At 68.9% G+C, this 14,838-nt stretch carries 12 protein-coding genes; 1 reads left to right on the forward strand and 11 read right to left on the reverse strand.

What is annotated here, in order from left to right:
- Positions 1–2 precede the first annotated feature (2 nt).
- The 5 genes from AC1MBW_RS00770 to AC1MBW_RS00790 form a co-directional block, all read right to left on the reverse strand.
- A complete protein-coding gene (locus AC1MBW_RS00770) occupies positions 3–1,475 on the reverse strand; it encodes a sugar transferase (RefSeq protein WP_480025134.1) in 1,473 nt (490 codons plus the stop codon).
- The gene (locus AC1MBW_RS00775) at positions 1,469–2,416 is read right to left on the reverse strand and encodes a hypothetical protein (RefSeq protein WP_480025135.1); all 948 of its coding nucleotides are present in this window, start codon (positions 2,414–2,416) and stop codon (positions 1,469–1,471) included. The genes AC1MBW_RS00770 and AC1MBW_RS00775 overlap by 7 nt, the downstream gene beginning before the upstream one ends.
- Positions 2,413–3,024 carry an arsenate reductase/protein-tyrosine-phosphatase family protein gene (locus AC1MBW_RS00780; protein ID WP_480025136.1) on the reverse strand — a complete coding sequence of 204 codons (612 nt, stop codon included), beginning with the start codon at positions 3,022–3,024 and terminating at the stop codon, positions 2,413–2,415. The genes AC1MBW_RS00775 and AC1MBW_RS00780 overlap by 4 nt, the downstream gene beginning before the upstream one ends.
- Entirely contained in the window at positions 3,021–4,460 is a 1,440-nt protein-coding gene (locus AC1MBW_RS00785; protein ID WP_480025137.1) for a tyrosine-protein kinase domain-containing protein, read from the reverse strand. Before AC1MBW_RS00785 ends, AC1MBW_RS00780 begins: the two co-directional genes overlap by 4 nt.
- 99 nt (positions 4,461–4,559) lie before the next feature.
- Complete coding sequence (locus AC1MBW_RS00790; protein ID WP_480025138.1) at positions 4,560–5,741, reverse strand: acyltransferase family protein; 1,182 nt, start codon at positions 5,739–5,741, stop codon at positions 4,560–4,562.
- On the opposite strand from AC1MBW_RS00790, the gene AC1MBW_RS00795 reads away from it, so the two are divergent.
- The gene (locus AC1MBW_RS00795) at positions 5,725–6,477 is read left to right on the forward strand and encodes a CPBP family intramembrane glutamic endopeptidase (RefSeq protein ID WP_480025139.1); all 753 of its coding nucleotides are present in this window, start codon (positions 5,725–5,727) and stop codon (positions 6,475–6,477) included. The two genes, AC1MBW_RS00790 and AC1MBW_RS00795, sit on opposite strands and share 17 nt — an antisense overlap.
- 21 nt (positions 6,478–6,498) lie before the next feature.
- Here the strand turns inward: AC1MBW_RS00795 and AC1MBW_RS00800 are convergent, their stop codons facing one another.
- The 6 genes from AC1MBW_RS00800 to AC1MBW_RS00825 all read right to left on the reverse strand — a co-directional run bounded on the left by AC1MBW_RS00800 (position 6,499) and on the right by AC1MBW_RS00825 (position 14,779).
- On the reverse strand, positions 6,499–9,159 hold the full coding sequence (locus tag AC1MBW_RS00800; RefSeq protein WP_480025140.1) for a glycoside hydrolase family 2 protein: 2,661 nt from the start codon (positions 9,157–9,159) through the stop codon (positions 6,499–6,501).
- Positions 9,160–9,358: 199 nt separating this feature from the next.
- Positions 9,359–10,174 (reverse strand): ABC transporter ATP-binding protein, encoded by an 816-nt coding sequence (locus AC1MBW_RS00805; protein WP_480025141.1) that lies wholly within the window; start codon positions 10,172–10,174, stop codon positions 9,359–9,361.
- Entirely contained in the window at positions 10,171–11,088 is a 918-nt protein-coding gene (locus tag AC1MBW_RS00810) for an ABC transporter ATP-binding protein (RefSeq protein WP_480025142.1), read from the reverse strand. Before AC1MBW_RS00810 ends, AC1MBW_RS00805 begins: the two co-directional genes overlap by 4 nt.
- Positions 11,085–12,080 (reverse strand): ABC transporter permease, encoded by a 996-nt coding sequence (locus tag AC1MBW_RS00815; protein WP_480025143.1) that lies wholly within the window; start codon positions 12,078–12,080, stop codon positions 11,085–11,087. Before AC1MBW_RS00815 ends, AC1MBW_RS00810 begins: the two co-directional genes overlap by 4 nt.
- 10 nt (positions 12,081–12,090) lie before the next feature.
- Complete coding sequence (locus AC1MBW_RS00820; protein ID WP_480025144.1) at positions 12,091–13,080, reverse strand: ABC transporter permease; 990 nt, start codon at positions 13,078–13,080, stop codon at positions 12,091–12,093.
- A 34-nt stretch (positions 13,081–13,114) separates the two neighbouring features.
- The gene (locus AC1MBW_RS00825; protein ID WP_152970359.1) at positions 13,115–14,779 is read right to left on the reverse strand and encodes an ABC transporter substrate-binding protein; all 1,665 of its coding nucleotides are present in this window, start codon (positions 14,777–14,779) and stop codon (positions 13,115–13,117) included.
- Between the last annotated feature and the right edge of the window lie 59 nt (positions 14,780–14,838).

Below are 14,838 nucleotides of genomic sequence, written 5' to 3' on the forward strand. Positions count from 1 at the left end.
ACTCACGATGCCTCGTTCCCGGGCCGCAGGACGGCCTTGATGGTCCGCCACAAGATCACGACGTCTCCGGTGATGGACCAATTCTCGACGTAGTAGAGGTCGAGCCGGATGGCGTCTTCCCAGCCGAGCGATGACCGACCGCCCACCTGCCACAATCCGCTCATGCCGGGCTTGAGGAGGAGCCGACGACGAGCGGCGTCGTCGTACAGGGCGACCTCGCCGTCACGCTGGGGGCGTGGTCCGACCAGGCTCATCGAGCCGAGAAAGACATTGAACAATTGCGGGAATTCGTCGAGGGAGTGCTTGCGAAGAAGCCTTCCGATGGATGTCACTCGCGGGTCGTCCTTGACCTTGAATAGAGGTGTGTCGCTCGTGCCCTGAGCAGCCAGGAGCGACGATAGCTCGTCATCGGCGTTGACACGCATCGACCGGAACTTGAGCATGTCGAAGTGCTCACCGTTCAGCCCGACCCGTTCCTGCCGATAGAACACGGGCCCCCGGCTCGTCAGCTTGACGATGAGGGCCAGCACGATCAGCACCGGGGACAGCGCGATGATCAACGCCGATGAACCCAGGATGTCGAAAGCACGCTTCGTGAAGAGCTTGCTGCCGGCGTAGCGAGGGGTCTCCACGTGGATGAGGGGAAGCCCTGCGACCGGGCGCGTGTGGATGCGGGGCCCACCGACGTCGGTGAGGCTGGGAGCCACGATCAGATGGCGCTGCCCGGCCTCGAGACCCCAGCTGAGGGTCTTGATCTCCTGCGGGCCGAGCTGTTCCGATCCCGTGATGACCACGGTGTCCGCCGCGGCGGCATCGAGGGAGGACAGCGCATGGGACACGTCCCCGAGGATGGGGATCGACGTCCCGGGCAGCATGGTTCCGACGGCGCCCGACGTGACACATGCGCCGACGACGAAGTAACCCTCCTCGGGGTGACGCGCGAGTTCGCGGGCGATGTGGAGGGCGGTCGTCGGCGAGCCCACCAGAACCACGCGCGCGGAATACGCGCCGGTCTGCCTCTTCAACGACAACCACTGGCGCCACATCCACCGCGAGAGCATCAACACGACGATGCCGAGGGGCAGGGCGATCAAGATGTAGCCCCGCGCGATGTCGATCTTCAACAGGTACGACACCACGGCGACCAACCCGAAGAGTCGGGCCGTACTGTCGGCTATGGCTCGGTACTCGGCGGACCCGCCCCCGAGGACACGGTAATCCCGGGTGTCGAACAGTCTGAGCATCACCATCCACGCGACGATCAAGGCGATGGAGAAGCCGTAGTAGCTGAAGCGCAATTCGTTGAGTCTGCCGGAGAACGCGACGTTGTTCGCATCGAGTCCGAAGTAGGCGATCTGGACTCCGAAGACGACCCACACGAGGACGAGCAGATCGGTGACGGCGAGCCGACGCGCGTACACACGGCTCCAGTCGAACGGAACGACCGCAGCCGAGGGCTCGCGTGTGGTCACCACGTCACACCGCCATCCGTCGAGACCCACGACCGGTCGGCCGACGAGAGCCAGACGACGTCTCCCACCCGGGTGACGGCGGTGGCAACGGTCCCGTCGGCGCCCGAGACGCAACCCACGCGAGTCGGCTCGACGCCCTCGGACAGGGGCCTGGCGACCGTGGCCACGGCGATGCCGTCGCAGCCCTCCGCGTCTCGCAAGGCGAGGAGGTAGCCGGGGACCGCAGGGGTGGCGTCCATCACGCCGGCAACGGAGATCGGCGTCCAGCCTGCCGATCCCGACGTCTCGAGGAGGCCGTCGCAGACGACCATCGTCGTGGCGTCTTGCACCAGGACACGCCTCGGTGCGTCGCAGGGAGCAGGTGACACATCTGTCGGAGAAACGACGGTCGCGCTTGCCTGATCGAGATACGCGACACCCGTCGCATCGGCGGGGTACTCCTTCCAGAATTCCCCTGCGGTGAACGTGGACCAGTACCCGAGGTCGCAACTGTCACCGACACCCCCGTAGACCGACGTGCGCTCCGACCCCGCGCTCAAGGCCACGACGGTCCTCAGGTCGAACGGGATGGTCACCGCGCCCCAGGTCGCTCCGCCGTCGGTGGTCCGCTCGACGCGCGCTGGCGTCCCCGCGCAATCACCGGTCGTCGCGCGCCAGGCTTCGGTCGCGCTGACGGCAGACAGGAACACCTGCGGGGCGTCCTCGTTCTCGACAGCGGGCGCCGAAGCGATCGGCGTGGGCGTCTCCGACGCCGAGGGGGTGGTGGCGGCCTGGTCAGGCTCCTGCGAGAAGGTCGGGATCGGCCCGGCCTCGGCCCGATCCCGAGGTTGCGTCGACGAGACGGCGGCGGCGATGAGCCCGACGTCGACGAGGACCAACACTCCGAGCAGGGCGATCCACCACACCCCACGACCGCCCCACCGGCTCTCCCCCGCCGACGTCATGCGTCCGTTCTCCCGCCGGCGTCCGAGAAGCGACGATCAGGTGCTCGAAGAGCTGCCACGATCGAGCTGACGGCTTCGTCGACGTCCGCGGCCGCTCTCTCGTGGACGTCGAGCGACCGACGGTACGGGTCGACGACGTCCTCGTCGTCCGGGTCGGTCGCGGGAGGGATCATGCCCCTCTGTCCGGCCACCAGGCGGACCACGTCGGAGGTGTCCTCGGCCGACTCGAGTTCCTCGAGCCCGAGGGAGTCCGCGAGGCGCGCGAACTGCCGCAACGTGAAGGTGCGCCGAGTGGCGCGAGGCGACAGACGCACGACGGCGGATCGGTGCTCGCGTGAGGCGGTCAGGACGAGGTCGGCGCTCTCGGCCAGCTTCTCGGTGAGGTAAGTGGCCTCGTGCCCGTCGGGCACGCCACCGTGACGACGCGACTGCTCCGCGGCGAGATCGTCCATCGGGGCCCCGTCCTGCGCCATCGTCCCCGCGCTCGTCACGACGAACGGTGTGACCGAACCCAGGAGACGAGCGGACAAGAGCTGCTCGGCTAGGGGCGACCGACAGATGTTGCCCGTGCAGACCACGAGGATCGTGAACGGACGGGTCGAGGTCACTTCGCGGCCTTGCGAGCGGCACTGCCGACGCGGATGCGTTCCTTCTTCTCTGCTTTCGTGTCGCCATCGTCGTCGATGCCGTAGCCGTACGCTCCGCCGTACCGCCCGTAGCCGTAGGCGTCAGGGCCCTTGGTGGGCATCATCGTCATGACGAAGCCGGCGATGGGGGCACCCACGCTCTCGAGAGCGCTCACCGCCCCGGCGAGCTGGTTCTTGTGCGTCTTGCCCGACGACACGACCACGATCGCACCGCTCGCACTCTTCGAGAGGATGGCGGCGTCCGTGACCGGAAGCAACGGCGGCGCGTCGAAGAGCACGTAGTCGAAACGCATCTCGAGTTCCCGGATCAAGTCGGACATGGCACGGGAGCCGAGCAGTTCGCTCGGGTTCGGCGGGATTTGCCCGGCCGGGAGCACGTGAAGCTGGCCGCGACCCCACGGCTGGGCGACGTCCGCCAGCTCGGCGCGACCGATCAGAAGGTCGGTGAGACCGGCTGCGTCGTCGAGCCCCATGTACTGGCCGAGCTTCGGACGACGCAGGTCGGCGTCGATCACGATCACCTTGGCCCCGGCACTGTCGAGGGCGATGGCCAGGTTGGCCACCGTGGTGCTCTTGCCCTCGCTCTGCACCGATGACGTCATGACGAACGTGCGGGCGCGGCCGCCGAGGTCGAGGAACTGCAGGTTGGTCCGCAGGGTACGGAACGACTCGGCGCGCGGGCTGCGGGGGTCGGCCTGCACGATGAGAGGACGGGACTGCGCCTTCGGGTCGAACGCGATCCCGCCGACGACGGGCGCCGAGCTGATGCGCTCCACGTCGGACTCGTTGCGGACGCGGTTGTCGAGGACGTGACGGAGGACGGCGATGCCGATGCCGATCGCGAGGCCGACGAGGAATCCGAGCGCGATGTTCAGCGGGACGTTCGGGCTGACGGGCGACACGGGCACCTGGGCCTCCTGCACACGGGTCAGCTTGACCTGGGACCCACCGCTGTCACCGGTCGACTCGATCTGCTCGACGGCGTTCGTCAGACTCTGCGAGGTCGCGTTGGCGATGTCGGCGGCCCTGACCGGGTCGTCCGAGACGGCGTCGATCTGGATCAAGGTCGTGTCGAGTGGCGCACTGGCGGTGATGCTCTCGGCCAGTTGCTCGGCCGTGATGTTGAGACCGAGACTCGAGATGACCGGCAGCAGCACGATCGGCGTCGTGACCAGACTCGCGTAGGTCTTCACGCGCTGCTGGGTGAAGGTGTTCCCCTGGGCCAGGTCGGCGACGCTGCCGCTGGTCTGCGTCGAGACGAAGACTTGAGCCGATGCGCTGTAGTCCGGGGTCTTCACGAGCGAGTAGGCGGCAGCGGCCCCCACACCCACCAGCACCATGACGACGATGAAGGCCCACCCTTTGCGGAGGACGGTGATGTAGTCGCGAAGCTCCACGGCTGGGTTCCCCTTGCTCGATGCTGCACCCGCCCTGATCCGGGGTACATCTCGGCAATGTTCCCACATGAGCAGGCCTCGTAGGTCCATTGACGCGAGCTAACGCCGGTGCCCCCGTCGTGGCGCGACGAACAGTCCCCGGACGATCGCCGAGCGGCCGTACGCGAATGCCAGCAGGGTGCACACCGCCGAACCTGCCACGAGGTTCACCGCCGACACGGCGAGCGTGGGGAGCGCGAGCACGTGCGCCGCGATCTCGGACGAGACGATGGCGACCGGCCAGTGCACGAGGTAGAAGACGATGGAATGTCGTCCGACGAAGGCGATGCCGCCCGTCACTCGGCTCGAGGAAGCGCGCCGCGCGATACCCGCAGCCCCGACGATGCCCATGAGAGACAAGGGAAAGAGCCAGAAGCGGAAGGACTCCATGAGTCCGGTGACGACGAGCCCCACGGAGACCGCGAGGGTCGTCAGGAGCAGGAACCACGCCCGACCGCGGGCTGTCGACAGGGCGAGTCGGGGGCCGACTCGACCGCTGACAGCGACACCGACGAAGAAGAACGCGAGCAGCTGCCAGAAGTGCTGCCATTCGAAGGCGAGCGGCAGGAGGGACAGGCCGACCGCGCCGGCGATCACGAGGACGCTCGGCAATGACCTGGTCAGATACGCCAGGACGAAGTAGGCCAAGAGGTATCCGAGGAACCAGAGGTGCTCGATGGGGTCGTAGAAGACACGCCCGACCCAGGCCGGGTCGAATCGGAGCCCCACCGTCAGAGAACCCACGAACAGGAAGACCAGCATGAACACCGACCAGACGAGGTACGGGTAGGCGATCCTTCGCAGCTTCCCGACGAGATACGGCCGGGCTCCCTTCTCCAGTGAACGGGGCACGAACAGCCCCGAGAGCAACATCATCGTCGTCATCCGCAGGGGCTCGAACGTCCCTGTCACGACATCGAGGACAGACGATCTCTCACCGGTGTCGTTCGCGGCGAAGATGTACGAGTGGAAGACCATCACCAGGAGGATCGAGCAGCCACGTAGCAGATCTATCCAGACAGCTCGGCCTGGACCCGCCGTCGATCCGGCGCCCTCCCGGGGCCGCGTTCCGGCACTGTCCAGCACTCGACCTCCTCGTCGTGGGTCGATCCTGGCACCTCGGACGAGCCACGGCGGACGTTTCGATCCTCCGGGCGGTGTCGAGTCCGCCTGGACGACACGTTGCTCCGCCTCTCGGCGTTTCCCGTGCCCTAGTTTTGGGGCCATGGCGGCCCCCCACATCGACAGCCGAAACGTTCGAACCCGATCCGCGCGCTGGGACCTCGCTTACGCGGCGCTCGCGCTGGGAGCCGTCGTGGTGGGTGCGCGCATCGTCGGCGACCTCATCGCTCGGTCCCCCGGCATCCCGCCGGCGCTCGGCACCGCGGCGAGTTACGTCGTCGTCTGGGTGCCGCTCGTCATCGCCGTCGTCGTCGCCTGCACCGGGCTCGGCCGAGGCGGCGCGCGCCGCACGCTCGGTCTCTCGTTCCGGTGGACGGACCTCGTCTGGGGCCTCGCCACGGGCATGGGCGCCCGCGGGCTCGACGCGGGCCTCAACCTCGTGTCGACCGGCGACACGGGGCTCGCACCTCAGCCCACCCTCGACGGCGGACCCGACCTGGCGACGACGGTCGTCCTGATCCTGGCCCCGGTGCTCGTCGCTCCCCTCGTCGAGGAGGTCTTCTTCCGCGGACTTCTCCTGCGCTCACTGGACCGGGCACTGACGGGTGACACGCGCCTCCTGCAGGTCCTCGCGACGACGAGCGCCGTCATCGTGTCGGCGGCGCTCTTCGCCGTGCTGCACGTCGCGGTCGGACTGAACGTCGCGCCGACGACGGCCACGATCATCGTCGTCAGCACCTTCGTCTTCGGCCTGATCGTCGGCACCCTCGCGAGCGTGACCGGACGCCTCGGCGGCGCGATCGTCGCCCATGTCGTCTTCAACGGCGTCGCGGTCTGGGCGACCTGGCCGGCCTGACGCCGACCAGGTCGCACCGCCTCACCCGACCAGCTCGTTCGCCGTGCGCAGCACCCTCCCCGAGACGAGCTCCTCCCCCACGCCGGCCGCGTCGGACGCCACCGTGAACACGGCCGTCTCGCCGGGCATCAGGGTCACGAGCATCTCGTCCACCGTCGCCGCGGGGTCGACCTTGTCGACGAGCAGGGCCAGGTCGCGCACGAGCGAACCCGCCGTCACCTCGACCCGGTAGCCCGCACCCGACCCCGACACTTCGGCCAGCGCCGTCACCGACGTCGTCAACGCAGCTGCGGCGAGCGCCGAGTCCCGCGGCTCGACCGGGAACCACAGCCCGCGCGTCACCCCGGCCACCGAGGCCACGAGCAGCTCCGACTCGGGCGCGCCGAACTCCGCCACCGACGAGGGCACCGGCACGGTCACCGTGTCGCGAGCCGCCACCGTGAGCGACACCTGCTCCGAGGCGAGGACGCGACCGTCGTACTCGACGCGCCGCAGCGTGAGCAGGCCGGCCAGCGCCTCCTCGGTGTCGTTGACCACCACGGCCGCGAGACCACCGTCGCGCGGCTGGATCGTGACGAGCCGGTCGGCGAAGGCGTGCCGCATCGCGTAGAGCAGCGGCTTGCGCTGTCCGTCGCCGTCGACCGCGGCCCACGACGTCACCGGCCAGCAGTCGTTGATCTGCCACACCACGGCCCCCATGCACCGCGGAGCGTGCGACCGGAAGTGCTCGAGCGCCACCTGCACCGCGTTCGCCTGGTTCAGCTGCATCGCCCAGTGCCACGCCTCGATCTCGTCGGGCAGCCGGTAGTGCGCCAGCAGCCCGTCGGTCAGCTTGTCGTTGCCCTGCATCGCCTTCTGGTGCACGATCATGCCGGGCGACTCGGGGGTCAGCGGCTCGTCGTGGATCGCCCGCGTCATCGCCGACCAGGTCGGCGGCCCCTGCCAGCCGAACTCGGCCACGAACCGCGGCACCACATCACGGTAGGTCGGGTAGTCCGTGCGGTTCCACTGCTCCCACAGGTGCACCGACCCGTGGTCGGGGTCACTCTGCGCCACGTCCAGGCTGCCCGACCAGGGGCTGCCCGCGGCGTAGGGACGCCCCGGGTCGAGCTCGCCCACCAACGCCGGCAGCAGGTCGAGGTAGTAGCCCAGCCCCCAGGTCGCCCCGTCGAGCCGACGCTCCCAGCCCCACTCGTCGTGACCCCAGATGTTCTCGTTGTTGCCCGTCCAGAGCACGAGGCTCGGGTGCGTCATCAGCCGCGTCACGTTGTCGCGCACCTCGGCCTCGACCTCGCCGCGCAGCGGGTCCTCCTCCGCGTAGGCGGCACAGGCGAACAGGAAGTCCTGCCAGGTGAGCATGCCCCGCTCGTCGCACAGCTCGTAGAAGTCGTCGGACTCGAAGATGCCACCGCCCCACACCCTCAGCAGGTTCACGTTGCCGAACTCGGCCTGCTCGATGCGCTGCCGGTAGCGGCCACGCCCGATGCGGTGCGGGAACGCGTCGTCGGGAATCCAGTTCGCCCCCTTGATCCACAACGGTTCACCGTTCACCACGACCCTGAAGCTCGTGCCGACCTCGTCGGGGTCGACCTGCACCTCGACCGTGCGGAACCCGATCCGCGACGACCACTCGTCGAGCACCGGGCCGGCCGAGTCGTCGCCGGCCGGCGCGTCGGCGCCCGGCGCGTCGACACCCGAGGAGGCGCGGGTCGCGTCGACCCCGTCGCCGTCACCCCCCGAGGAGGCGCGGCTCGCGTCCCCGCCCGCTCCCCCGGTCACCGAGACCCGCACGTCGTAGAGCGGCTGCCCGCCGTGACCCCTCGGCCACCACAGCTCGGGGTCGTCGACGACCACCTGCACGACCGTGGAGTCCGCGCCCGGCTCGACCCGCGCCTCCTGCGTGACGTCGCCGACGGTGGCCCGGACCGTCACCGGCCCGACCGCGGCCGACGCCCCGTCGCGTTCGAGGTCGACGTGCACGTCGACGACGCCCCGCGCCCCGTCGACCGTCACGACCGGACGCACGGCCGCCAGCCGCACCGACGACCACGACTCGAGCGTCACGGGCTTCCAGATGCCCGAGGTCGCCGTGTCGAGGCCCCAGTCCCAACCGAAGCTGCACGCCATCTTGCGGATCGCGTTGTACGGGTGGTGGTTCACGTGCGGCCGGTAGCCGAGCGCCAGGCTCTGCGCGTCGGCGTAGGCCACCGGCGAGCCGAAGCGCACCTCGAGGTCGTTCGACCCCTCGCGCAGGAGGCCGTCGACCCCGACCCGGTAGGTGCGGTGCTGGTTGCGCGTCTCGGCCACCACCTCGCCGTTCAGCAGCACGGTGGCGACCGTGTCGAGGCCCGCGAAGACCAGCTCGTGGCGGTCGTGCTCGTCGGGCTGCCAGTCGAAGGTCGACGTGTACGACCAGTCGGCCTGCCCGATCCACGCGAGCAGGTGCTCGTTCGCGTCGAGGTACGGGTCGACGATCAGGCCCGCCGCCAACAGGTCGGTGTGCACCGTGCCGGGGACGGTCGCGGGCACGTCGACGGCCGCGATCTCGGGCGGCACGGGGCCGGCGGTGCTGCGCAGGCTCCAGCCGGTGTGCAGGGTGCGGGCGGTGCGCTGCGTCGCGCGGGTCGTGGCGGTGGCGCTGGTCGTGGTGGTGGTGGTGGTGGTGGTCTCGGTGGTGCTCATGTCGCTCCCAGCGATCGAGTGAGTGGTGGTGGCGGTGGTACGGAGGGCAGAGCGGGCCTGCCCCACCATGAACCCCGTTCCGTGCCATGAACCACGAACGTTCGTGGTTCATGGCACGGAACGTGGTTCTTCGCCGTCGGGGTGGGTGGGGAGACGGAAGGCTGGCGCGGAGGTGCGGGTGCAGGAGGCGCGGTGCCGGTCAGGCGCGGGCGGCGCGCCTCTCAGCGATGCGCTTCTCGGGGTCGGGCGCGGCCTCGGCGAGCTGCTGCGTGTACGGGTGCTGCGGGTTCAGGATGACGTCGTCGGGTGCCCCGCGCTCGACCACCTGCCCCTTGTAGAGCACGAGGATCTCGTCCGAGAAGTGGCGGGCCGTCGCCAGGTCGTGCGTGATGTAGAGCACGCCCAGGTCCTCCTGCCGCTGCAGCTCGGCCAGCAGGTTGAGCACCCCGAGCCGGATCGACACGTCGAGCATCGACACGGGCTCGTCCGCGATCAGGATGCGCGGCTCGGGCGCCAGGGCCCGGGCGATCGCCACGCGCTGCCGCTGCCCGCCCGACAGCTCGTGCGGTCGACGAGCGGCCACGTCGGCGGCCGGGCCGAGCTGCACCCGCCCGAGCAGCTCCCGCACCTTCTGGTCGACCGTGGAGCGGGTCGCCTTCCCGTGCAACAGCAGGGGCCGCGCCAGGTGGTGCCCGATCGAGTGGAACGGGTTGAGCGACGCGAACGGGTCCTGGAACACCATCTGCACGTCGCTGCGGTACCGCCGCAGCGCGTCACCGCGCCGGGGCGCGACGGCGCCGTCGAGCACGATCGACCCGCTCGTCGGCCGTTCGAGCTGCAGCAGCATCTTGGCGATGGTCGACTTGCCGCTGCCGCTCTCACCGACCAGGGCGACCGTCTTGCCGGCCTCGAGCGTGAAGCTGACGTCGTTCACCGCACGGAGGCGACCTTTCTCACCCCGGCCCCCGCGCACCCGGTAGTCCTTGACGACGTTGCGGAACTCGAGCGTGCTCACGCCGCGCCTCCTGTGCTCGTGGCGACGGACGTCGCCTGTTCGTGCCCCGAGGAGGCGCGGGTCGCGTCGTCCCCGGCCGTCTCGTCGACCCCGCTGCGGATGAACGCCCCGCGGTCGCCGGTCAGGCTCGGGAACGACCCGAGCAGCTTCTTCGTGTAGTCGTGCTGGGGGTTCGTGTAGAGCTCGGTGGACTCGCCGATCTCGACCATCTCGCCCGCGCGCATCACCGCGATCCGGTCGCTGATCTCGAGCAGCAGCGGCAGGTCGTGCGTGATGAAGATCACCGCGAAGCCGAGCTCGTCGCGCAACCGCTTGATCTCGCGCAGGATCTCGCGCTGCACGACGACGTCGAGGGCGGTCGTCGGTTCGTCCATGATCATCATCTGCGGCCCGAGGGCGAGCGCCATCGCGATCATGACGCGCTGGCGCATGCCGCCCGACAGCTCGTGCGGATACGACTTGAGGCGGCTGCGGTCGACCCCGACGGTCTCGAGCAGCTTGCCCGCCCGCTCGACGCGGTCGGCCTTCTTCCAGTACGGCCGGTGCGTCTTGAAGACGTCCTCGAGCTGTGCCTGGATCGTCGTGACCGGGTTGAGCGCGTTCATCGCCCCCTGGAACACCATCGACAGCTTGTCCCAGCGGAACGCCCGCAGCGCCTTGTCGTCGAGCTCGGGCAGCAGGATGTCGGCCCCCTCGGCGTCGTGGAAGACCACCCGCCCGCCGGTGATGACGGCCGGCGACTTGAGCAGCCGGTTGATGCCGTAGGCGAGCGTCGTCTTGCCGCAGCCCGACTCCCCGGCCAGGCCGAGGATCTCGCCACGCGCCAGCTCGAAGCTGACGTTCTTGACTGCGTGCACGGGGTGCTCGACGGCGTAGTCGACGCTGAAGTCCTCGACGGTCAGGACGGTGCTCATGCGGTGGCCCCCTCGGTGGTGCCGGCGGCGGCCTCGGCCCGCGCCAGTCGCTTGCGGTCGGCCCGACTGACGCCGGCCCGGGTCTGGTCGCGCAACTTCGGGTTGATGATCTCGTCGATGGCGAAGTTCATCAGCGACAGCGCGCAGCCGAGCAGGGCGATCATCAGCCCCGGCGGCACGAACCACCACCAGGCGCCGAGTCGCAGCGCGAGGCCGTTCTGGGCGAAGTACAGCATCGAGCCCCAGGTGAACTGCCCCGAGACGCCAAGCCCGAGGAACGACAGGCCCGCCTCGGCGAGGATCGCGAAGATCACCGCGAACAGGAACTGGCTCGCGAGCACCGGCAGCACGTTGGGCAGGATCTCGACGGCGACGATGCGCCAGGTCTTCTCGCCCGACACCCGCGACGCCGCGACGTAGTCCCGCGACCGCAGGCTCAGGGTGATGGCGCGCAGCACGCGGGCGCTGGCCGCCCAGCTCGTGATGACGATCACGAAGGCGATCACCACGAGGCCCTTCTGCGGCACGTAGCTCGACACGATGATCGCGAGCGGCAGGCCGGGGATCACCAGCACGACGTTCGAGAACAGCGAGAACGCCTCGTCGACGAACCCGCCGACGTAGGTGCCGATGACGCCGAAGACGATGGCGAGCGCCATCGCGACGACGCCGACCAGCACCCCGATCAGCAGCGACCCGCGGGTGGCGTAGGCGAGCTGGGCGAAGACGTCCTGCCCGGTCTGCGTGGTGCCGAGCAGGTGGTCGCCGCTCGGCCCGCTGAGGCCGACGTCGCTGATCGCCTGCGGGTTCTGCACGACGAACGGGAAGACCAGGCCGAACAGGGCGATGGCGGCGATCATGCCCGCCCCCACCCAGAGCTTCGGCGTCACGTGCGGGAAGACCCGCTTCAGGCCCTTCCGGCCGGTGCCCGCGCCGCTGTCGCCGGTGGGCGAGTTCGGGTCGGCGAGCTGGCCGAGGTCGATCGTGGACATGCTCGTCGTCCTAACGCTTGGCGCGCGTGCGCGGGTCGATGAAGCCGTACATGAGGTCGACGATGAAGTTCGTCCCCAGCACGGCGAGGGTGATGACCAGGAAGATGCCCTGCATCAGCGCGTAGTCGTTGTTCTGCGTCGCCGTGAACAGCGCGTTGCCGATGCCCGGGTACGAGAACACCTGCTCGGTGACGATCGACCCCGAGACGACGAACCCGAGCGAGATCGCGAAACCCGCGAACTGCGGCAGCACGGCGTTGCGGGCCGCGTACGACTGGCGGATGCGCATCGGCGACAGGCCTTTGGCCTCGGCGGTGACGATGTAGTCCTCGCTGAGGGTCGAGACCATCATGTTGCGCATGCCGAGCAGCCAGCCGCCGACCGACGAGATGATGATCGTCAGCGCCGGCAGCGTGCCGTAGAGCACCGCGCTCTGGACGAACGTCCAGTTGAGGCCCGGCGTCGCCTCGTACACGTTGTAGCCGCCCGACAGCGGGAACACCCGCAGGATGCTGCCGAACACGTACAGCAAGATCAGCGCGAGCCAGAAGTACGGCACCGCCTGGAACATCGTCGTCACCGGGATGAAGTTGTCGAGCACCGAGCCGCGCTTCCACCCGGCGAGGGTGCCGAGTCCCACCCCGAAGACGAACGACAAGATCGTCGCGATGCCGATCAGGGCGATCGTCCACGGGATGGCCTGGCCGATGATGCTCGACACCCCGGCCGGGAAGTACGACACCGAGATGCCGAGGTCCCCCCGGGCCAGGTTGCCGAGGTACTGCACGTACTGCGAGAACAGCGGTTCGTCCGAGTCGGAACCCAGCAGGAGGCGCAGGCTGGTCACGGTCGCCTCGCTGACCGGGCCCTTCTGCTGCATCTTGGCCAGCAGGATGTCCACCGGGTCACCGGGCAGCAACCGCGGGATGAAGAAGTTCAGCGTCAGGGCCGCGAACAACGCGACCGCGTAGAAGCCGACCTTCTGCGCGACGTACCTCACCCGCGCCTCCTGACCTTCCGGGTTCCGACCACGATCACTTGAGCTTCAGGTTCAGGACGGTCTGGGCGTTGTCCCAGGTCTTCCACGTCGCCGGGAAGTTCTCGGTGTCGTCGTCGCCGGTCGGCCAACCGGTGACCTTCGCACTGTTGAACTCGGTCAGCGTCGACTGCAGCAGCACGGGGATGTACGGCATGTCCTTCACGATCTCCTTCTGGATCGTGAAGTACTGCTCGGTCTTCGCCGCGACGTCGTCGGTCTGCTCGGCCGCGACGATCGCGGCGTCGACGGTCGGGTTCGAGTACCGGGCGAAGTTGTTGATCGCCTGCTCGCCCACCGGCGAGGTCGTCGTCGAGTCGAAATTGCCGTTGTAGATGTAGTAGGGGTCGGTCGAGGGACCTTGGCCGAGCGAGTCCATCGTCAGCTGGAACTGGCCGTTGTTGCGGGCGGCGACCCACTCGTTGTACGACTTGGCGCTCTGCGTGATCTCGATGCCGACCGCGCGCAGCTGCTCGGCCATGGCGTCGATCGCCGCGATGTAGTCCGAGTAGCCCGTGACGACCTGGATCTCGAGCTGCAGCTTCTGCCCGTCCTTGGCGTAGATGCCGTCGGAGCCCTTGGCGTAGCCGGCCGCCTGCAGCAGCGCGTCCGCGCCCTCGGTGTCGGCCGTCATCGGCGTCTCCTTCTCGACGTCGGGGCTGATGTAGTCGTCGTCACGCCCGAGGGTCATGAAGGTCGGCGAGATCTGCTTGTTCGTGCCCGAGAAGGCGAGGTCGTTGAGCTGGTCGCGGTTCATCGCCTTGTAGATCGCCTGGCGCACGGCCGGGTCGGTCTGCGGGCCGGTGCAGCCGAGGTCGGCGTTCGAGCAGGTCATCAGCGTGATCTGCTGCAGCGGGGTCGCGACGTAGCTGACGTCGGGGTTGCTGCCGAGCACCTTGTCGGCCTCGGGGATGAAGATGCTCGACCAGTCGAGGTCGCCGCCGACGATCGCGTCGGTCGCCGAGGTGTTGTTCGCCAGGGCGATGTAGCGGATGCTCTTGACCTCGGGCTTGCCCGACTGCCAGTAGTTCGGGTTCGCCTTGTAGACGTAGCTCTGCGGGGTGAAGGTGTCGAGCATGTACGGGCCGGTGCCGATCGGCTTCTCGACCGGGTCGGTCGCGATGTCCGACAGTTTCGAGAAGACGTGCTCGGGCACGATGGCGGCCTGGCCGAGGATGTCGGGGCCCTTGACGAACGACGTCGAGTCGAACGAGAACACGACGGTGTCGTCGTCGGTCGCCTCGACGGTGCCCTCGAAGCCGACGCGGTTCAGCTCGGGCTTGTCGAGCATCGTCTGGAACGTGTACGCGACGTCGTCGGCCGTGAAGTCCTCGCCGTCGCTCCACTGCACGCCGGTGCGCAGGTCGACCGTCAGCTCGGTGCCGTCCGCGTTCCACTCGTACTCCTCGCCCAGCATCGGCTTGGGATCGGAGCCGGTGAGCACGTTGTAGTAGAAGAGCTGCTCGTAGAGCAGGCCCTGCGACGTGCTGTCGGCCGTGGCCGAGAACGGGTTGAAGTTGGCCGTCAGGTCACCCGATGGTCCCGTGTTGGCGGTGATGCCGCCTTCGTCGCCGCCGCTCGAGGCGGTGCAGCCGGTGAGCGCGAGGCCCGCGGCGGTCGCGAGTGCGATCGCACCGAAGCCGGCCCGTCGGCGGTTGGTCATGGAAAGAGGCATCGTCGACCCTTCGTCGTGCCAGGCGCCGTCGCCTGGTCCCGGGGTCT

It is taken from the genome of Frigoribacterium sp. AP1 (assembly GCF_056680555.1).